We start from the raw sequence: 18,894 nt of genomic DNA, 5'->3' as shown, positions 1-18,894 counted from the left end.
CGCTGTCATGGCTTCAGAGCATTACTTCAGCGCGGAACCGGGGAGTGAGCTCAAATTGCGCCGCATCCAGGTGCGCCTCGGCGGGCAGGACCGTGAGGTCACGACCTCCAACGGAATCTTCAGTCCGGACCACATCGACCAGGGCACCGAGGTGTTGCTGCGCTATGCGCCGACTCCCCCGGCGACCGGCAATCTGCTGGACCTCGGCTGCGGCTGGGGCCCGATCGCCTTGACACTGGCCCTGGAATCCCCGGAGGCCACCGTCTGGGCCGTCGACGTGAACGACCGCGCGCTGGAGCTGGTCCGGCGAAACGCCCAGGAGCTCGGCCTCGGCAACATCCGGGCCGTGCAGCCTGAGGACGTGCCGGAGGACGTGCGCTTCGACACCATCTGGTCGAACCCGCCCATCCGCGTCGGCAAGGACGTGCTGCACTCGATGCTGCAGCACTGGCTGCCGCGCCTGAAGGCGGGCACCGACTCCTACCTGGTCGTGCAGCGCAACCTCGGCTCCGACTCGCTGCAGCGCTGGCTCGAGGCGGAGTTCGCCGGCTCGCTGGCGATCGCCCGCGAGGCCATCAGCAAGGGTTTCCGGGTGCTGAAGGTTGCCCGTCCGGACGCCGCGGAGTAGCCAACCGCGTGCTCGGCCGGGAACGGGCGCCTTCTAGCCGAGGCTGAGCACCCCGTCGAAGACGAGCTCGGCCGGGCCGGAGAGCGCGACGTGCTCGCCGTCCTCGGTCGGGAACATCCGCACGCCGAGCACGCCGCCCGGTACCTCGACCCGCCACTGGTTGGGCGCGCCGGCGCCGGCCCAGTGCCGGACCGCGAGGGCGGCGGCCGCCGCGCCGGTGCCGCAGGACTGCGTCTCGCCCGAGCCGCGCTCGTGCACCCGCATGCGGAAGCGGCCGACGCCGTCGTGCACCAGTGGGTCGGCCGGCACGACGAACTCGATGTTCGCTCCGCCCTCCGGGGCGGGGTCGAGCTGTGGGATGTAGCCGAGGTCGGCGGCGTCGAGCTCTGCGTCGTCGGCGAGGGCGACGACCACGTGCGGGTTGCCGACGCTGATGCCGAGGCCGGGTCGGGCCACCGGGAGGTTCTTGGCGCGCACGAGCGGCTCGCCTCCGGCCAGCCGCCACCGGCCGAGGTCCACCTGGAAGCCGCTGCGATTGCTCTGCACGTCACGGACGCCGGCGCGGGTGCCGATCGAGAGGGTGTCACCGGCTGGCAGCTCGGCCAGGCCCTGCTCGAGCAGGAAGCGGGTGAAGACGCGGGCGCCGTTGCCGCACATCTCTGAGGGGGTGCCGTCGGCGTTCCAGTAGTCCATGAACCAGACGGCGTCCGGGTCCTCGGCCAGTGCCGCCGCGCCCTCCGGCAGGGCGTCGGAGCGCACGGCCCGGATCAGCCCGTCGGCGCCGATTCCGAAGCGCCGGTCGCAGACGGCGGCGATCTGTGCCGGGCTGAGCGGGTGCGAACCGTCCGGGTCGGCGAAGAGCACGAAGTCGTTGCCGGTGCCCTGGCCCTTGGTGAAGTGGAGGTCGAAAGCCATGCGCCCAGTCTAAACGGCGGGTGCGCTCCGGCCGGCGTCGACCGGTGCGGCCCCGGCCGCCCGCCAGGCGGACAGCGCGGCGTCAACGCGGGCGGCGCCGGCATCCGACCCGTCCTGTTCCGTCGCGGCCGGCAGCCAGTGCGCGTGCGGGTAGCGCTTGAACCAGCTGACCTGCCGGCGGGCGTAGCGGCGGGTGAGCTGCTGCGTCGCCTCGATCGCCTCGGCCCGGGTGCTGCGGCCGTGGATCTCGTCGATGGCCTGGGTGTAGCCGATGGCCCGGCTGGCGGTGACGCCCTCCTCGAGGCCGAGCGGCAGCAGGGCGCGGACCTCGTCGAGCAGGCCGTCGGCCCACATCTGCTCGACCCGGCGGTCCAGGCGCGCGGTGAGCTGCTCGCGCTCGGCCGCCAGACCGATGACGGCGAGCGGGCGCCAGGGCTCTGGCTCGTCCGGCAGGGCGGCCGCGTTCGGCTCGCCCGTGATGGCGATCACCTCGAGGGCGCGGACGATGCGCCGGCCGTTCGTGGATCCCACCCGGAGCGCGGTCGCCTGGTCGAATGCGGCCAGCCGGCGGTACAACAGGCCGGGTCCGAGCTCGACCAGCTCCGCCTCGAGTGCGGCCCGGATGACGGGGTCGGTGCCGGGGAATCGGAAGTCGTAGACCACTGCGGAGACGTACAGCCCGGAGCCGCCGACCACGATCGGCACCGCCCCGCGCGCGCGGATGTCGTCGACGACCGCCCTGGCCTGCTCCTGGTAGCCGGCGACGGCCGCCTCGTCCCGCACGCCGAGCACGTCGAACATGTGGTGCGGGATGCCGCGGCGCTCGGCCGGCGGCAGCTTGGCCGTGCCGATGTCCATGCCGCGGTAGAGCTGCATCGCGTCGGCGTTGACGATCTCGGCCGCGATGCCGTCGGCGGCGAGGCGCTCGGCGATGTCGAGGGAGAGCGCGGACTTGCCCGTGCCGGTGGCCCCGACGACGGCGATCAGCGCGGCCGGGTCTGCCCCGGGCCGGCCGGGCCGCATCAGCGCAGCTCGTCGTCGGTGTTGTAGATGGGGACCGTGCTGGCGCCGCCCGCGCGCAGTGTCGGGAAGCCGAGCAGGACCGGCCCTGGTGCGCCCTGGCCGCCGTCGGCGGCGCCGGACGGCACGCCGCAGGACTCCGCCTCCTGGCGGTCCCAGGCGTCGCCGGAGCGGGTGCGCCGGATGACGAGCGGGGCATCGTCGACGGAGTCCGCGATGAGGAAGAACGGTGCGGCCTGGGTCACCGTCACGGTGACCACGTCGCCGGGGCGCGGCGTCTCGGAGCCGGCCGGCACCTCGAAGTGCACGAGGCGGCTGTCCTCGGCCCGCCCGGAGAGGCGGTTCGTGTCGGCATCCTTCTTGCCGGCGTGGTTGCCGACGAGCACCTGGACGGTGCGACCGACGACCTTCTCGTTCTCCTCCCAGGAGATGCGATCCTGCAGGGCGATGAGGCGTTCGTAGCGCTCCTGCACGACCTCCTTGGGGACCTGCTCCTCCATGGTCGCTGCCGGCGTGCCGGGGCGGATGGAGTATTGGAAGGTGAAGGCGGTGGCGAAGCGGGCCTCTTCGACGACGCGCAGCGTCTCCTGGAAGTCCTCCTCGGTCTCACCGGGGAAGCCGACGATGATGTCGGTGCTGATTGCGGCGTGCGGCATGCGCTCGCGCACCCGCTCGAGGATGCCGAGGAACTTCGCGGAGCGGTAGGAGCGCCGCATCGCCTTCAGCACCCGGTCGGAGCCGGACTGCAGCGGCATGTGCAGCTGCGGCATCACGGAGGGCGTCTCGGCCATCGCGTCGATGACGTCGTCGGTGAAGGCGGCCGGGTGCGGGCTGGTGAAGCGGATGCGCTCGAGGCCCTCGATGGCGCCGGCCGCGCGGAGGAGCTTGCCGAAGGCGAGCCGGTCGCCGAACTCGACGCCGTAGGAGTTCACGTTCTGGCCGAGCAGGGTCACCTCGAGGGCGCCGTCGTCGACGAGGGACTGGATCTCGGAGAGCACCTCGCCGGGGCGGCGGTCTTTCTCCTTGCCGCGGAGGGCGGGCACGATGCAGAAGGTGCAGGTGTTGTTGCAGCCGACGGAGATGGACACCCAGCCGCTGTAGCTGGAGTCGCGCTTGGTGGGCAACGTGGAGGGGAACGTCTCCAGCGCCTCGAGGATCTCGATCTGCGCCTCGTCGTTGTGGCGGGCCCGCTCCAGCAGGCTGGGCAGGGCGCCCATGTTGTGGGTGCCGAAGACGACATCCACCCAGGGCGCCTTCTCCAGGATGACGTTCTTGTCCTTCTGGGCCAGGCAGCCGCCGACGGCGATCTGCATGCCGGCATGGCGGCGCTTGACGCCGGCCAGGTAGCCCAGGTTCCCGTAGAGCTTGTTGTCCGCGTTCTCGCGCACGGCACAGGTGTTGATCACGACGACGTCGGGCTCGACGCCGTCTGCCTTGATGTAGCCGGCGGCCTCGAGCGAGCCGCTCAGGCGCTCCGAGTCGTGCACGTTCATCTGGCAGCCGTAGGTGCGCACCTCGTAGCTGCGTGCTCGCCCCGCGGCATCGTGTGACGCCGACGACGGCGCAATGATCGTGGGGTTCTCGCTGACGGTGCTCATGATGAGCACTAGCTTAGATCAGCGGAACCGAACGCCGCCTGTCGGCCGCTTGCGCGCGGCGAGGGCCGCCTTCACCGCGTCGCGCACCACGCCGGACCCGTAGCCCTTGCGCATCAGGAATCCGGTGAGACGCCGCTCGGCGGTGGCGTCGTCGTAGGAGCTCAGCTGCCCGGCGCGCTTGACCGCGAGCTCCATGGCCCGCGCCCGTTCCTCGTCCTGGTCGGACTCCCCCAGCGCCTCGCTGACGACGGCCGGGGAGATCCTGCGCCGGTTGAGCTCCTGCTTGATGGAGGAGGCACCGAGGCCCTTGCGCCGGCGCAGCTGGTCGATGATGTTCTCGGCCAGGCGGAGGTCGTCGAGGTAGCCGAGGCGCACCATCCGTTCCACCCATTCCTCGAGCTGCTCGGCCGGCAGGCCGTTCTGCTCGAGGAACTGCTCGACCTCGACGATGGACATGTCGCGTCTGGCCAGCTTCTTCAGCAGTGCGCGTTCCACGGCGTCGGGGTCGAATTCCTCGACCTCGGCCTCGTCGTCCGTCTCGTCGCTGTACTCCTCTGTCCAGTCGCCCGGCTCGGCGAGCTGGCGCGGCAGCGCCACCGGCGCCGATGCGTCGAAGCCGCGCTCGGCCAGCTCGCGCTCCGGCTCCACCCAGGGGCGTCGGAATGCGGTGCTGCCGATGCCGGACTCCGTCGTGACGTCGACGCCGGGTGCCGCCCACGGCAGGTAGCTGACCGTCGCCAGCGGCTCCGCCTCCACCGGCTCGCCCGCAGGCTCATCGACCTGGGGTGCTGCGGGGCGGGGCCGAACCGCGCGGGGCTTCGCGGCCACGGTCTTCGCGGCCACGGGCTTCGCAGCTGCGGGCTTCACGGCTGCGGGCTTCGCGGCCGCCGGTTCGGCGGGAGCGTCCTCCGCGCCCGGCGTGCCGGGGCGGCCGCCCGGCTCGGCGTCGATCTGGGTGTGCTCACCCTCGTCGTCGCTCGAGCCGGGGCCGCCCCACCATCCGATTTCCATGATGCGCCTCGGGCTAGGCGCCCTTGCGGGCCTTCAGCTTCTCGACGAGCGGCGTCTCCTCGGCGACGATGCCCGCCGCGGCGTCTTCCGCCGCCTTCTTGGCGGCCTCCGCCTTGGCTGCGACGCCGGCCGGGCCGATGCCCAGCTTGCCGAGCAGGCGGGTCTCGATGTCCAGGGCGATGTCGGGGTTGCGCAGCAGGAAGTTGCGCGAGTTCTCCTTGCCCTGGCCGAGCTGGTCGCCCTCGTAGGTGTACCAGGCGCCGGACTTCTTGACGATGCCGTGATCGACGCCGAAGTCGATCAGGCTGCCCTCGCGGGAGATGCCGACACCGTAGATGATGTCGAACTCGGCCTGCTTGAACGGCGGCGCCATCTTGTTCTTGACGACCTTGACACGGGTGCGGTTGCCGACCGCGTCGGTGCCGTCCTTCAGCGTCTCGATGCGGCGGATGTCGAGGCGGACCGAGGCGTAGAACTTGAGCGCCTTGCCGCCGGCGGTGGTCTCCGGGCTGCCGAAGAAGACACCGATCTTCTCGCGCAGCTGGTTGATGAAGATCATGGTGGTGTTGGTCTGGCTGAGGCCACCGGTGAGCTTGCGGAGCGCCTGCGACATGAGGCGGGCCTGCAGGCCGACGTGGGAGTCGCCCATCTCGCCCTCGATCTCGGCGCGCGGCACGAGGGCCGCCACGGAGTCGATCACGATCAGGTCGATGGAGCCGGAGCGGACGAGCATGTCGGCGATCTCGAGCGCCTGCTCACCGGTGTCCGGCTGGGAGACGAGGAGCGCGTCGATGTCGACGCCGAGTTTCTTGGCGTACTCCGGGTCGAGGGCGTGCTCTGCATCGATGAACGCGGCGATGCCGCCGTTGCGCTGGGCGTTGGCGATCGCGTGCAGCGTCAGCGTGGTCTTACCCGAGGACTCCGGGCCGTAGATCTCGACGATGCGGCCGCGGGGAAGCCCGCCAATGCCGAGGGCGACGTCCAGCGCGATCGAACCGGTGGAGATGGTCTCAACGGGTGCGCGCTCGTCGCTGCCGAGGCGCATGACGGAGCCCTTGCCGAACTGGCGGTCAATCTGGGCGAGAGCGGTTTCGAGCGACTTCTCGCGGTCTGCAGGTGATGGCATTTCGGTCTCCTTTTGCTGGTTCGATTCGCCTATAGGCTGTCGTGTTCGACTCGGCGGAATGGGATTCCCTGGGACGAACTGACAAGGCAGTCAGCAGTTCTTCCGCTGATGTTTTCGACTGTACGCCGGCCCTCTGACACGAGGTTTTGCACGGGCGTAGTGGTGGAGAACGATCAGCTCAAGCGCTGCTGTGCAGGAGCCTAGTACGAACCGAACAAATATTCGACCCCAGAGCGGCGTGTCGGCGTCCGGAATCGAAGGCGTTGCGGGGCGCTAGCTGGCGGATGCGGGCTTGGGCAGGCCCACGCCGTACCAGCGCTCCCGCGGGACGTCGGTCTCAGCGCAGATCGCCAGCCACACCTCGCGCGGTTGCACGCCGTCCGCCAGCGCCTGGGCGGCGGTGCGGTTCCCGAGCGCGGTGAGCACCAGGTCGGCCTGCACGACGGCGGCGTATGCCGGGCCGAACTCGGTGGCCATGGCCAGGTTGAACTCACTTCGACGCATGCGATAACGCTAACCAGTGCCGGCCGGGATTCACAATCGCGCCGGAGGAGGCCGGCACCAATGCAAAACGACAGGCCGGTCAGAAGACCGGCCTGTCGAATGTGTGTCTCCGTCGCGCGTCACACCGTTGCGCAGCGACCGAGGAAATAGTGAGTCTGCGTGGTTATCGAACCATCATGTCCACGTCGAAGTTCACGACGAACTCGTCGGGAACGGTGTCGGGGATCGGGTCGATGCCTTCGAGAACGGCGAGACGATCGCCGACCTCACGCATGATGACCGAAATCGGGGTGTCGAGTGCATCAGCAACCGAAGCGAGAATCTCGCTCGAGGCTTCTTTCTGGCCACGCTCCACCTCGCTCAAGTAGCCCAAGGCCACGCTGGCCTTGCTGGCAACCTGCCGAAGGGTGCGCCCCTTCTGAAGTCGGAAGTCCCTGAGTACATCGCCGATTTCTTGACGAACCAGAATCATCGGAACCTCCTCCATATTTCTCAAGGCCCAGAGGCCTGTTAAGGAGGTCAGTTTATCCGAACCCCCCACTGCACCGACTCTAGCGGTGCACACTGGGCTTTTCTTGTGAATTCGTGGGGTGTAACCGCACTTTGTGCGCTTCTATTCCACGGCGGAGCAGGAATATGCACACGGTGCCCTCACGCGTGTGGGCGCTGCCCGCCCAGCGCCTCGCGGAGCGCCTCCAGCGCGGCGTTCACCGACGCGGCCCGGACGGCGGTGCGGTCCCCCGACAGGCGCAGGCCGACCGAGCGGATGCCGGCAGCCGAGGCCACGCCGAGGTAGACGACGCCCGGCGGTTGGCCGTTTTGCGGGTCGGGCCCGGCGACGCCCGTCGTGGCGATCCCGTAGTCGGCGGCGCGGCCGTCGACGGCGAGCACCCGGCGCACGCCGTCGGCCATCTGCCTGGCGACCTCCGGATCGACGGCGCCGCGCTCGGCGAGCAGGGCGGCGTCGACACCGAGCACGCTGTGCTTGATGGCGGTGTTGTAGGCGACGACGGCCCCGCTGACCGCGGCGGAGGCGCCGGGCACGGCGATGAGTGTCGCGGCGAGCAGGCCGCCGGTGAGCGACTCGGCGATGGCGACGGTCTCGCCGCGGCGGGTGAGCTCGGCGATGACGTGGGCCGCGGCATCCGGCGTCACAGCAGTCGTCGGCTCGGGCTCGGCGGGGTTCGGCATGGTGCCGCCCTACAGGCCGCTCTTCTTGAGCTTCGCGGCGTCGAGGAGGTACTGCACGCCCGTGTAGACGGTGATCAGGACGGCCGCCGTCATGGCGATGCCGTTCACCCAGAACACCCAGTCGCCGAAGAGCGTCCAGAACGGCAGCAGCGCGAGCGAGATCGCCACGGACTGCACCAGCGTCTTGAGCTTGCCGCCCTTGGAGGCCGGGACCACGTTGCCGCGGCCGAGCTCGACGAAGCGCCACACGGTGATGCCCACCTCGCGCACGACGATGATGGCCGTCACCCACCACGGGAGTTCGCCCAGGATCGACAGGCAGACCAGCGCGCCGCTGGTGAGCAGCTTGTCGGCGATCGGGTCGAGGATCTTGCCGAGGTCGGTGACGAGGTTCTTGCGCCTCGCGATGGCCCCGTCGATGCCGTCGGTGCCGATCGCGACGATGAACAGCACGGCCGCCCACCAGCGCAGTGCGCCGTCGGCGCCGTTGTCGGCCAGCAGCATCCAGAAGAACAGCGGCGCCAGCAGGATGCGCACCCCGGTGATCACATTGGGGGCGTTCCAGTTGCTGGGGCGCGCTGCGGGCGCCGGCTGCGCGGGGCCGCCGGACGTCGTGTCGCTGGGTGTCATGTCTGGCTAGTCCCTACCGGTCAGATTCCAGGCGTCCTCGTCGGTGTCACCCTCGACCTCAGGGTACCCCTCCGACATCTTCGCCACGGGATCGCCGCCGTAGGGGTCGTGCTCCGGGGCGGGCGCCGGGGCCGGCGCGGCGGGCGCCGCCTGCTCGCGCGGCTCCTCGCCGCGGAGCTTCGCCAGCACCCCGCCGAGCTGCTCGGCGGTGACCAGCACGTCGCGGGCCTTGGAGCCCTCGGACGGGCCGACGATCTCGCGGCTCTCCAACAGGTCCATCAGGCGGCCGGCCTTGGCGAAGCCGACGCGGAGCTTGCGCTGCAGCATCGAGGTGGAGCCGAACTGGGTCGACACGACGAGTTCGGCGGCGGCCAGCAGCAGCTCGAGGTCGTCGCCGATGTCGGAGTCGATCTCCTTGCGCTCGACCGAGGCCGCGACATCCTGCCGGTACTCGGGCCGGGCCTGCTGGGTGACGTGTTTGACGACGCGCTCGATCTCGGCCTCGCTCACCCAGGCGCCCTGCACGCGCAGCGCCTTGGACGCGCCCATCGGCAGGAACAGGGCGTCGCCCTGGCCGATCAGCTTGTCGGCGCCCGGCTGGTCCAGGATGACGCGGGAGTCGGTGACGCTGGTCACGGCGAAGGCGAGGCGGGAGGGCACGTTGGCCTTGATCAGGCCGGTGACGACGTCGACGGAGGGGCGCTGGGTGGCCAGCACCAGGTGGATTCCGGATGCCCGGGCGAGCTGGGTGATGCGCACGATCGAGTCTTCGACGTCGCGCGGGGCGACCATCATCAGGTCGGCGAGCTCGTCGACGACGACCAGCAGGTACGGGTAGGGCTTGAGCTGGCGCTCACTGCCGGCCGGCAGGATGATCTCGTTGTTGACCACGGCCTTGTTGAAGTCGTCGATGTGGCGGAAGCCGAAGCTGGCCAGGTCGTCATAGCGCATGTCCATCTCCTTCACCACCCAGGAGAGGGCCTCCGCGGCCTTCTTCGGGTTGGTGATGATGGGCGTGATGAGGTGCGGGACGCCGGCGTAGGGCGCCAGCTCGACGCGCTTGGGGTCGATCAGCACCATGCGCACGTCGCTCGGCTTGGCCCGCATCAGCAGCGAGGTGATCATCGAGTTCACGAAGCTGGACTTGCCGGAGCCCGTGGAGCCGGCCACGAGCAGGTGGGGCATCTTGGCGAGGTTCGCGACGACGTAGCCGCCGCCGACGTCCTTGCCGACGCCGATCGTCATCGGGTGGGTGCTGTTGGTGGAGGCGCCGGAGCGCAGCACGTCGCCGAGGGTGACGATCTCGCGGTCAGAGTTGGGGATCTCGATGCCGATGGCGCTCTTGCCCGGGATGGGCGAGAGGATGCGCACCTCGTTGGAGGCGACGGCGTAGGAGAGGTTTTTGGAGAGCGCGGTGACGCGCTCGACCTTGACGCCCGGGCCGAGCTCGACCTCGTACTGGGTGACTGTCGGGCCGCGGGAGAAGCCGGTCACCCGCGCGTCGACGGAGAACTGCTGGAGCACGTCGGTGATCGAGCGCACGACCTCGTCGTTGGCCTCCGAGCGGGTCTTGGCCGGGGCGCCGGCCACCAGGGTGGAGGTGGACGGCAGGTTGTACGGCGCCGTGGGCCGGGCGGGGGCGCCCTCGCCGATGGCTGCCTCGTCGAAGTCGTCGCCCTCCAGGCCGAAGCCGGGCAGCACGCCGGTGGCGGCGAGGTCGTCGCTCGCATCGTCGGCGCCGTCGGCCTGCAGACCGGTGGACCCGCGCTGCAGGCCCACCTCGCCGGTGTAGCGCTGCAGGGCGGCCTCTGCCTTGTCGAGGTCGCCGAGCACCTCGGTGTTGTAGCCCTGCGCGGCGGGAACGGTCGGCACGGTGGGGGGCGAGACGGGGGGTGCCGCGCTCGGCGCGCTCTCCAACGCGCTCTCGAAGCCGCCCTCGCCCGGCTGCTCGCCGAACACCGCGGTGAGGTCGTCGACGATGGCGCCGCCGAAGTCCGGGTCCTCCTCGCGCTGCGAGTTGTTGCGGCGCCACCAGGGCAGGGCCCCGTTGCCGGCCGGCTCCTCGTCGTCATCGAGATCGTCGATGCCGGCGAGCTCCACCTGCTTGCTGGCGCGTTTGTCGGCTTTGGCGGCCGCGCGCTCCTCCGGCTCCTGCAGCTGCTCGCCGAACAGCCAGGCGTAGAGCTCGCGCAGGCGCTGCGGCAGCCTGTTCGGCGGCGTCTTGGTGATGATGAACAGGGAGAGCAGCAGAAGCAGCGAGACGACGATGCTCGCGCCGATGGGCGTGATCAGGAGCACCAGCGGTGCGGCGATCATCCAGCCGAGGATGCCGCCGGCGCGGGCGAGAACGGGCATGCCGTCGGCCGGGGCCGGCTGTCCGCCGAAGATGTGCGAGAGGCCGGCGACGCTGACCAGCAGGATGCCGAGGCCGATGCCGATGCGGGTGTTGTCATGCACGCTGGCCGGGTGCCGGAACAGCCAGCCGGCGAAGAACAGCATGATCACGGGCAGGGCGAACGCCACCCGGCCGAGCAGGCCACCGAAGCTCCAGGCGTCGAGGTTCCGTGCGAACTGCTCGTTGATCAGGAACCACTCCACGACGGCCCCGGCGATGGCCAGCAGCACGAGGAAGAAGGGCAGGCCGTCGCGGCGCTCGTCTTTGGCGAGCTTCTCGGGGCCGAGCGCGCGGAAGGCGCCGCCGGTGAAGTGGGCCAGGCCCATCCACATGCGCACGATGAGGGCCGGCTTCTCCTGCACCGCCTCGAACTTCAGCGTCTTCTGGGCAGCGGTTTGACGCGGTGCACGCTTCGTCGGGGTCGCCCCCGTCTTGGCCGCCGCCGTTTTTGGCACAGAGGCGCGCCCTGAAGTGTTGCCGCCGCGCCCGGTCGGCTTAGTGCTCGTTGCCATAGATTCCACGGTACTTGTGCCCGCCGACATTCGCTCGCAGGCGGCGGCGAGTGTTGGAACTGTGATGAGTGCTCACTATCGTCCCTGGATGTCTCCCGCGCCGACGTTTCGGCGGCCGCCGCACTCCGCGAAACGCCGGCAGGACGCGAGGACCACTCCCCTGACGAAGGCGGAGCGGACGCCGTGGCGCAGGAGGCTGAGCGCCGGCTCAGGAGGCGGCGCGCACCAGGTCCCGCAGCGAGGCGTCGGGCAGGTAGGCCCTGGTCAGCGCGATTCCGATGCGGGGCAGGTCGGCCTCGTCGCGGTAGAGCAGGTACAGCGGTTCCGGCCGCGGGTTGAACTTGGCCTTGAACTGGTGCAGCGAGCGGAAGCCGTACAGCGGCTCGAGCAGTGTCGCCATCATGCCGAGCACCCGCTCGATCGGACCGATCTCCGTCTCGGAGCTGTTCACCAGCGGCGCACCGGAGAGGGACACGAAGCGCGCCCCCTGCTCCTTGAACGCCAGGGCCGACGAGGCGATCAGGTATTCCATCACCGGCCCGAACCCGCCGTCGCGTCGCCGCATCAGGTCAAGCGTCCACCCGTCGACGACGCCGCCGGCGCCGTAGACGGGCAGCCAGGAGGTGACGCCGTGCACGCTGCCGTCGGCGTCGACGGCGATGCCGACCCAGACCTCGGGGTCGAGGGCCTCGTCGACGCCACCGAGCGTGAACCTCATCTCCGGCAGTCCCTTGTCGCCGACCCACTGCTCGGAGATGGCCCGTACCTGGGCGAGGATCGCCCAGGGCTGCTCGGCGAGGCGCACCAGCCGGAAGCCGATGCCCTCGCGCTCGGCGCGGTTCAGCGCCGCCCGCACGTTCTGCCAGCGCTTGCCGCGCAACTCCATGGCGGGCAGGTCGATGAGGGTGTCCTCGGCCACCTGCAGGCTGCGCCAGTCCGCGGGCGCCGCGTCCCGGACCGCGGCAGAGGCGGAGAAGACGCACGGAGTGAGGCCGGCGCCCTGCGAGGCCTCGGCGAAGTCGCGCAGCACCGCGCCGACCCGCCCGGCGGGGGCGATGGGGTCGCCGAGGGCGATGGCGACACCCGCGTGCCGTTGGAAGGCGACGACGGCATCCGGTGCGGCATCCGGCAGCGCCCGGGAGAAGAGGTACTCGTTGCCGCGCCACGTCGACATCCAGGAGAGCGTGCCGCCGCCGACGCCGCGGAGCAGGGAGACGGCGTGCCCGGGCGCGCTCTGCAGCGCCCCGCCCGGGTGGCGCAGCCGGCGCCGCACCGGCACCCGGAACGCGCCCCTGGCCACCAACAGGACGAGCAGCTGCGCCAGCCACAGCACGGAGGAGGCCGCGGCGAACGCGGCGCCCGGAACGCTCTCCCCGGCCAGCACGAAGAGGACGATGAGCAGGATGAGCTGCACCTGGTTGAGCAGCGCGAGGATCACGGCGCCCCACCACGCCAGGCGCACGCCGCGGCGCACCCCGTGCCCGATGAGCGCGATCACCAGCAGGTCGAGGGCGACGTCGCCCCAGAGGGCGAGGGATGCCGTGGAGGAGCCGAGCGGGCCGTCGACGGTCACGAGGTTCACGATCACCTGCACCGCGCCGATGACGACGAGGCCGGAGAATGCGACGAGTCGCCACTCCCGCTCGCTCGGCCTGCTGAGCGGCATCCGGTAGCGCGGCAGCAGGGGCATGACGGCGAGTGCGAGCCCGGCGCCGAGCAGGTGTTCCAGGTCTGGCAGCGTGCCCAGGAAGAGGGCGGCGACGCCGACCCAGGCCCCGAGGGCAAGCCTGGCGCGCAACCGCCACGGCGACCGCAGCGTGACGGTGGCGGCTGCGGCGCACGCGAACGCTCCGCCGGACGGGCCGACATCGTACTGAGCGGCCAGCTCGACCGCCCAGCTCCAGCCGCTGGGCCGGAGCACGGCGAGCAGCGCCGCGGCGCCGAGGATCGCGAAGAGCTGGCCGGCCGCGAACACGGCCGCCGCCCGCCAGGCGCCGAGCGCCCGCTCCGCCCAGCCGAGGCCCCCGGCCACGAGGATCAGGATCGGCAGGTAGTGGCTCGGTTCTGCCCCCAGGAAGGTGCCGGTGAGCGGCGTCCACCACGCGCCAGCCTCGAAGGCCGGCAGCCCGTAGCCAACCGACGGGTACCAGCTCTGCTGGGAGGCGGGCATCCAGAGCGCGCCCGTCGCCGCCCCCACGCCGAGCAGGAGGACGAGCGCGGCCAGCGTGAGGCCCGAGCGGCGCGGCAGCTCCGCGACTGTGCGCACGACGGCGGCCGGGACGGCACGCCGCCCGTCCCCGCCCGCCCGGAGACCTGCGACATCCGTCTGGCTCACTGGCACGCTCTCCCGTCCGGTTGTGCGACCCCCGCCGAGTGCCGTTGGCGCCTGCCCAGTTTACGGCCCCGCCCACGCGGGCCGGCCCCGCGCCCGCTGGGCCCGCGCGGTTCCGGGCCGCTCAGTAGCGGATGGCGTCGATCACCCGCACCCGCACGGCGACCAGCGCGGGCATCAGCCCGGCCAACGCGCCGACGACCGTGGCCGCGCCGAGGCCGAGCAGGGCCGCCTCGATCGGGAACGGCGGGAAGTCGGTGATCATGCCCTGCCCGATCAGGTCTTCGACCATCGGCGACTTGACGATGAAGATGGCGACCATCACCCCGACGACACCGGCGGCGACGGTGGCCACGACGCTCTCCAGCATCACCGCGAAGAACACCCGGCCGGCCGTCGCGCCGAAGCTGCGCCGGATGCCGATCTCGCGGATGCGCTGCTTCACCGTGACCATGGCGATGTTGACGAGGCCGAGGGCGCCGAGCAGCAGCACCAGGCCGGCGATGCCGCCGACGGTCAGCTTGAGCGAGAGCAGCGGGTCGTCGTCGTAGGCGCCGGGATCGCTGCGGTAGATGTTGACGACGTAGCTCTCGCCGAGCCCCGCCTGCAGGTCGCGCGTCAGGCCGGCCTGGATCTGCTCCGTCAGGTCAGCCGGGATCCACATCTCGTACTCGGTCAGCCCGATAGCCGGCCCGTCACTCGACACCGCGGAATATGCCTCGGTGAGCATGTACATGGTCGGCTCCATCTCCCAGCTCTGCGAGCGGTGCACGCCGACGATCACGGCGGTCGCCGGCGCGTTGCCGAGCAGTTGCACCGTCGGATGGCTGCCGAGATCCGGCGAGCCGATGCGCTGCCAGAACGCCTCGTTGACGACGATGGCCGGCGCCAGGCGCAGGGCGTCGTCCGCGGCGAACCACGCACCATGGTCAACTTGCAGCCGGTGCATCTGGGCGTAGGCGGGGTCGACGGCCTGCACAGAGACGTTCACGGCGCCGTCGGCGAATTGCACGAACGCCGCCCCGTAGGCGATGCGCCCCGCATAGTCGATGCCGTAGCGCTCGAGGGTCTCGGTCCAGAGCGCGGTCATCGCCTCCGGGTCCGGGGCGGTGCCGTCCGCCTTCGACGCCGTCACCTTGAGGGTGGCCGGCCGGCCGCCCCAGCGCTCGTTGCTCTCGGTCATCGCCTGCTCGGCGATGCCGGCGACCCCGACGACGGTGGTCAGCGCGCAGACGGCGACGGCCACGCCGATCAGCGAGAGCAGCACGCGGGTGCGGTGGATGCGCAGCTCCTGCCAGGCCTCGGCGAGGGCGCCGACCACCCCGGTGAAGAACCGGCTCATGCGCTGAGCTCCTCGTCCGGCACGGCTCCGGATGCCGCGGGCACCGCGTGCACGCCGGCGGCGTGTGGCAGCCGCCGGCTGACGGCGACGAGTTCGCTCGGCCGGCCGTCATCCCGCACCGTGCTCAGTCGGCCGTGGTCGAGCAGCAGGTGCCGGCTCGCCAGGTCGGCAATGGCCGGGTCGTGGGTGATCGTGACGAGCGCGGCGCCCGTCGAGAGCGCCACCTCGTCGAGCAGCGCCATCACGCTGGCACCGGTCTCCACGTCGAGCGCGCCGGTGGGCTCGTCGGCGAGGATGACGCGCGGCCCGCGCACCAGCGAGCGGGCGATGGCGACCCGCTGCTGCTCTCCGCCGGAGAGCATCGTCGGCATCGCGTCGATGCGGTGGCCGAGGCCGACCCGCTCGAGCATCTCCGCGGCCAGCTTGGAGCGGTTCCAGAACTGCTTGCCGGTGGCGTAGAGCAGGGGGGTCATCACGTTCTCTCTGGCCGTGCGGCCCGGCAACAGGTTGAACTGTTGGAAGATGAAGCCGATCTCCCGGCCGCGCACCCTGTCGCGCTCGGCGGAGGAGAACTTCTCGGCCGGGCGGCCGTCGAAGGTGATGCTGCCCGTCGTAGGGCTGTCGAGCAGCCCCATCAGGTTGAGCAGGGTGGACTTGCCGGAGCCGGAGCGCCCGACGATGGAGAGCCGGTCGCCGGAGGAGATCTCCAGGTCGACGCCGTGCAGGATCGTCAGCGGCGGCGCGTCCGGCAGGGGAACCGTCTTCGTGACGGAGTGCAGGTTGAGGAGCGACATCAGCCCTCGACCGCTTCCATGCACTGCATGCCGCCGCCCGGCATCGGCATGCAGCCGTCGTCGGTCTGTGCGGGGGCGCCCGGCACGAACTCGAGCACCATGTCGCCCTCGGCGACGCCGGAGGTGATCTCGACGAGGGCACCGTTGTTCAGGCCGAGGACGACGGGGCGCTCCTCGGTGCTGCCGTCGGGGAGCACCGCCCAGACGACGCCGTTCTCCGCGGCGCCCTTGACGGCGGTCGTGGGCACGGTGAGCACGTTCTCGGCGCTTCCGGCCGCGATGGTGATGTCGGCGGCGAGGCCGGCGAACACGGTCACCTCCGCCGGGATGGCGCAGCGCACCGTCGTTCCGGAGCCGCCGGTCGCGCCGGCGCCGCTCCCCTCCCCGGGTGTGGCGCTCTCGCCCTGCAGCGGGGTGGAGATGGTCAGGCCGGTGCACTGGAACGGCGCGGGCCCGCCGGTGATCGCGATCATCGCCTCGGTCGGCTGGCTGACCAGGCGGTACTGCTGCTCGGGGCTGAGCGCGCCGGTCACCGAGAAGCTCGGCGGGGCGACCTGTCCGGTCGTGTCGCCGACGGCCACCTGCTGGCCGGCGAGCACGCTGAGGGCCGTCAGCGTGCCGCTGATCGGCGCGTAGACCTTGGCGAAGCTGGTGACCGGCTTGCCCTGGGTGATCGTCGGGAGGCCGTCGGGGCCGACGCCCTCGACCGGCTCCGGCACGGTGACGACCTTGATGTCGTAGAGCTTGGTGCCGGCGTCGACCCACTGGCCGGCCCCGACGAACACCTCGTCGACGGTGCCGGCCCCGGTCGCCTTGACCGCGACGGCCGGGTCTGCGGCGACGTTGCCCTTCAGCGTGACCTCGTTCGTGATGCTGCCGACCACGACGGCAACCTCTGGCTGCGTGATCTGCCCGCTCGGCTGGGCCGGGTTGGAGGTGTCCGCGTTGTCCGGGAAGAAGGCGACCTTCACGAGCGCCGCGGCCACGGCGGCCAACAGCACAATCCTGATGATCGGAAAGATCCACTTGCGTACGACGCCCACGGGGCCCCCTTGCTTCGACGACAATGCGCCCAACGCTATCGGGATCGACCGCTCAGAAAACCCTACTCAGGGATGATTCAGGGATGCCCCCGCCCACAAATAAGGGCCCCGGATGCCGCGCGAGGCGGCATCCGGGGCCCTGATCGTTGCTGCGAGGCTGTTTAGGCCTCGATCACGAGCGGCACGATCATCGGCCGGCGGCGGTAGGAGACGTTCACCCAGCGGCCGACCGTGCGGCGCACGACCTGTGCCAGGGCGTGCGTGTCGCGCACGCCGTTCTGTGCGGCGTCGGTCAGCGCGGCGGCGATCTTCGGCTTGACGGCGTCGAAGATCTTGTCGTCCTCGGCGAAGCCCTTGGCGTGGATCTCGGGCCCGACGACGATCTTGCCGGTGGAGGCGTCCACGACCACGATGACCGAGATGAAGCCCTCCTCGCCGAGGATGCGACGGTCCTTGAGGTCGGCATCGGTGATCTCGCCGACGGTGGAGCCGTCGACGTAGACGTAGCCGAGGTCGAGCTGGCCGACCTGCGTCATCTCGCCGGCCTTGAGGTCGTAGACGGAGCCGTCCTCGCCGAGGAACACGTTCTCCTCCGGGATACCGGTCTGGATCGCGAGCTGCGCGTTGGCGTAGAGGTGGCGGTGCTCGCCGTGCACGGGCAGGACGTTCTTCGGCTGCAGGATGTTGTAGCAGTAGAGCAGCTCGCCGGCGGCGGCGTGGCCGGAGACGTGCACCTTGGCGTTGCCCTTGTGCACGACGTTGGCGCCGAGCTTGGTGAGGCCGTCGATGATGCGGTAGACCGCGTTCTCGTTGCCGGGGATGAGGCTGGAGGCCAGGATGACGGTGTCGCCCTCGCCGACCGAGATCTGGTGGTCGCGGTTGGCCATGCGGCTGAGCACGGCCATCGGCTCGCCCTGCGAGCCGGTCGACATGTAGACGATCTTGTTGTCCGGGATGTCGCCGGCCTTCTTGTAGTCCACGAGGACGCCGGCCGGAACCTTGAGGTAGCCGAGCTCGGCGGCGATGGTCATGTTGCGCACCATCGAGCGGCCGAGGAGGGCCACGCGGCGGCCGTTGGCGTGGGCGGCGTCCAGCACCTGCTGCACGCGGTGCACGTGGCTGGAGAAGCTGGCGACGACGACCTTCTTGGTCGCCTTGGAGATGACCTGGTCGAGCACGGGCCCGATCGAGCGCTCCGGCGTGGTGAAGCCGGGCACGTCGGCGTTGGTGGAGTCGACGAGGAACACGTCGACGCCGCTCTTGCCGAGGCGGGCGAACTCGCGCAGGTCGGTCAGGCGGCCGTCGAGCGGCAGCTGGTCCATCTTGAAGTCACCGGTGGCGAGAACGGTGCCGGCGACCGAGTGGATGACGACGGCGAGGGCGTCGGGGATCGAGTGGTTCACGGCGACGAACTCAAGGTCGAACGGGCCGAGGGCCTCCATCTGGCCCTCTGCGACGTTCAGCGTGTACGGCTTGATGCGGTGTTCCTTGAGCTTCGCCTCGATCAGGGCGAGCGTCAGGGTCGAGCCGATCAGGGGGATGTCGGCGCGCAGGCGGAGCAGATAGGGCACCGCGCCGATGTGGTCCTCGTGGCCGTGCGTGAGCACGACGCCGACGATGTCGTCGAGGCGGTCCTTGATCGGGGTGAAGTCGGGCAGGATCAGGTCGACACCGGGCTGGTGCTCCTCGGGGAAGAGCACGCCGCAGTCGACGATCAGGATCTTGCCGTCGATCTCGAACGTGGTCATGTTGCGGCCGATCTCGCCGAGACCGCCGATCGGGGTGATGCGGAGTGTTCCCGGCTGCAGTGGTGCCGGTGCGTAGACGTCGTTGGGCATATGCCCTCCTTGCGT

Annotated in this window: 16 protein-coding genes; 1 reads left to right on the top strand and 15 read right to left on the bottom strand. The window is 70.7% G+C overall.

Features of this window, described 5'->3' with window-relative positions:
• The first annotated feature begins 7 nt into the window (after positions 1 to 7).
• Positions 8 to 628: a class I SAM-dependent methyltransferase gene (locus tag GY24_RS06795; RefSeq protein WP_104474955.1), complete on the top strand. Its 621-nt coding sequence runs from the start codon at positions 8 to 10 to the stop codon at positions 626 to 628.
• Between the two features lie 33 nt (positions 629 to 661).
• On the opposite strand, the gene dapF is transcribed toward GY24_RS06795, so the two are convergent.
• From dapF to GY24_RS06720, 15 genes are all read right to left on the bottom strand, one after another.
• The gene (gene dapF, locus GY24_RS06790; protein ID WP_104474954.1) at positions 662 to 1,543 is read right to left on the bottom strand and encodes a diaminopimelate epimerase; all 882 of its coding nucleotides are present in this window, start codon (positions 1,541 to 1,543) and stop codon (positions 662 to 664) included.
• A 9-nt stretch (positions 1,544 to 1,552) separates the two neighbouring features.
• A complete protein-coding gene (gene miaA / locus GY24_RS06785; protein WP_104474953.1) occupies positions 1,553 to 2,566 on the bottom strand; it encodes a tRNA (adenosine(37)-N6)-dimethylallyltransferase MiaA in 1,014 nt (337 codons plus the stop codon).
• Positions 2,566 to 4,161 (bottom strand): tRNA (N6-isopentenyl adenosine(37)-C2)-methylthiotransferase MiaB, encoded by a 1,596-nt coding sequence (gene miaB, locus GY24_RS06780; RefSeq protein WP_104474982.1) that lies wholly within the window; start codon positions 4,159 to 4,161, stop codon positions 2,566 to 2,568. The genes miaA and miaB overlap by 1 nt, the downstream gene beginning before the upstream one ends.
• Positions 4,162 to 4,179: 18 nt before the next feature.
• Positions 4,180 to 5,172 (bottom strand): regulatory protein RecX, encoded by a 993-nt coding sequence (locus GY24_RS06775; protein ID WP_104474952.1) that lies wholly within the window; start codon positions 5,170 to 5,172, stop codon positions 4,180 to 4,182.
• Between the two features lie 13 nt (positions 5,173 to 5,185).
• Entirely contained in the window at positions 5,186 to 6,298 is a 1,113-nt protein-coding gene (recA, locus tag GY24_RS06770) for a recombinase RecA (RefSeq protein ID WP_104474951.1), read from the bottom strand.
• A gap of 273 nt (positions 6,299 to 6,571) precedes the next feature.
• Positions 6,572 to 6,802 carry a DUF3046 domain-containing protein gene (locus GY24_RS06765; RefSeq protein WP_083364477.1) on the bottom strand — a complete coding sequence of 77 codons (231 nt, stop codon included), beginning with the start codon at positions 6,800 to 6,802 and terminating at the stop codon, positions 6,572 to 6,574.
• A gap of 163 nt (positions 6,803 to 6,965) precedes the next feature.
• Positions 6,966 to 7,274: a helix-turn-helix domain-containing protein gene (locus GY24_RS06760; protein ID WP_083365465.1), complete on the bottom strand. Its 309-nt coding sequence runs from the start codon at positions 7,272 to 7,274 to the stop codon at positions 6,966 to 6,968.
• A gap of 179 nt (positions 7,275 to 7,453) precedes the next feature.
• On the bottom strand, positions 7,454 to 7,993 hold the full coding sequence (locus GY24_RS06755) for a CinA family protein (RefSeq protein WP_104474950.1): 540 nt from the start codon (positions 7,991 to 7,993) through the stop codon (positions 7,454 to 7,456).
• Positions 7,994 to 8,002: 9 nt separating this feature from the next.
• Complete coding sequence (pgsA, locus tag GY24_RS06750; RefSeq protein ID WP_083364479.1) at positions 8,003 to 8,623, bottom strand: CDP-diacylglycerol--glycerol-3-phosphate 3-phosphatidyltransferase; 621 nt, start codon at positions 8,621 to 8,623, stop codon at positions 8,003 to 8,005.
• Between the two features lie 6 nt (positions 8,624 to 8,629).
• Entirely contained in the window at positions 8,630 to 11,530 is a 2,901-nt protein-coding gene (locus GY24_RS06745; protein ID WP_104474949.1) for an FtsK/SpoIIIE family DNA translocase, read from the bottom strand.
• Positions 11,531 to 11,738: 208 nt separating this feature from the next.
• The gene (locus tag GY24_RS06740; protein ID WP_162842926.1) at positions 11,739 to 13,865 is read right to left on the bottom strand and encodes a bifunctional lysylphosphatidylglycerol flippase/synthetase MprF; all 2,127 of its coding nucleotides are present in this window, start codon (positions 13,863 to 13,865) and stop codon (positions 11,739 to 11,741) included.
• 121 nt (positions 13,866 to 13,986) lie between these two features.
• Complete coding sequence (locus tag GY24_RS06735) at positions 13,987 to 15,204, bottom strand: ABC transporter permease (protein WP_104474948.1); 1,218 nt, start codon at positions 15,202 to 15,204, stop codon at positions 13,987 to 13,989.
• Complete coding sequence (locus GY24_RS06730) at positions 15,201 to 15,998, bottom strand: ABC transporter ATP-binding protein (RefSeq protein ID WP_104474947.1); 798 nt, start codon at positions 15,996 to 15,998, stop codon at positions 15,201 to 15,203. Before GY24_RS06730 ends, GY24_RS06735 begins: the two co-directional genes overlap by 4 nt.
• Complete coding sequence (locus GY24_RS06725; protein ID WP_104474946.1) at positions 15,998 to 17,041, bottom strand: efflux RND transporter periplasmic adaptor subunit; 1,044 nt, start codon at positions 17,039 to 17,041, stop codon at positions 15,998 to 16,000. The genes GY24_RS06730 and GY24_RS06725 overlap by 1 nt, the downstream gene beginning before the upstream one ends.
• Positions 17,042 to 17,202: 161 nt before the next feature.
• On the bottom strand, positions 17,203 to 18,879 hold the full coding sequence (locus tag GY24_RS06720; protein ID WP_104474945.1) for a ribonuclease J: 1,677 nt from the start codon (positions 18,877 to 18,879) through the stop codon (positions 17,203 to 17,205).
• Between the last annotated feature and the right edge of the window lie 15 nt (positions 18,880 to 18,894).

The organism is Microterricola pindariensis, from assembly GCF_002936985.1.
In the GTDB taxonomy this organism is placed as follows: domain Bacteria; phylum Actinomycetota; class Actinomycetes; order Actinomycetales; family Microbacteriaceae; genus Microterricola; species Microterricola pindariensis.
The sequence above is the reverse complement of the archived record's forward strand: the minus strand, read 5'-3'. Positions and strand labels throughout refer to the sequence as shown.

What these genes read in the sequence shown, in the direction of transcription:
- GY24_RS06795 (WP_104474955.1), top strand. Translation starts at nt 8, where the DNA reads ATGGCTTCAGAGCATTACTTCAGCGCGGAACCGGGGAGTGAGCTCAAA.
- dapF (WP_104474954.1), bottom strand. Translation starts at nt 1,543, where the DNA reads ATGGCTTTCGACCTCCACTTCACCAAGGGCCAGGGCACCGGCAACGAC.
- miaA (WP_104474953.1), bottom strand. Translation starts at nt 2,566, where the DNA reads ATGCGGCCCGGCCGGCCCGGGGCAGACCCGGCCGCGCTGATCGCCGTC.
- miaB (WP_104474982.1), bottom strand. Translation starts at nt 4,161, where the DNA reads ATGAGCACCGTCAGCGAGAACCCCACGATCATTGCGCCGTCGTCGGCG.
- GY24_RS06775 (WP_104474952.1), bottom strand. Translation starts at nt 5,172, where the DNA reads ATGGAAATCGGATGGTGGGGCGGCCCCGGCTCGAGCGACGACGAGGGT.
- recA (WP_104474951.1), bottom strand. Translation starts at nt 6,298, where the DNA reads ATGCCATCACCTGCAGACCGCGAGAAGTCGCTCGAAACCGCTCTCGCC.
- GY24_RS06765 (WP_083364477.1), bottom strand. Translation starts at nt 6,802, where the DNA reads ATGCGTCGAAGTGAGTTCAACCTGGCCATGGCCACCGAGTTCGGCCCG.
- GY24_RS06760 (WP_083365465.1), bottom strand. Translation starts at nt 7,274, where the DNA reads ATGATTCTGGTTCGTCAAGAAATCGGCGATGTACTCAGGGACTTCCGA.
- GY24_RS06755 (WP_104474950.1), bottom strand. Translation starts at nt 7,993, where the DNA reads ATGCCGAACCCCGCCGAGCCCGAGCCGACGACTGCTGTGACGCCGGAT.
- pgsA (WP_083364479.1), bottom strand. Translation starts at nt 8,623, where the DNA reads ATGACACCCAGCGACACGACGTCCGGCGGCCCCGCGCAGCCGGCGCCC.
- GY24_RS06745 (WP_104474949.1), bottom strand. Translation starts at nt 11,530, where the DNA reads ATGGCAACGAGCACTAAGCCGACCGGGCGCGGCGGCAACACTTCAGGG.
- GY24_RS06735 (WP_104474948.1), bottom strand. Translation starts at nt 15,204, where the DNA reads ATGAGCCGGTTCTTCACCGGGGTGGTCGGCGCCCTCGCCGAGGCCTGG.
- GY24_RS06730 (WP_104474947.1), bottom strand. Translation starts at nt 15,998, where the DNA reads ATGTCGCTCCTCAACCTGCACTCCGTCACGAAGACGGTTCCCCTGCCG.
- GY24_RS06720 (WP_104474945.1), bottom strand. Translation starts at nt 18,879, where the DNA reads ATGCCCAACGACGTCTACGCACCGGCACCACTGCAGCCGGGAACACTC.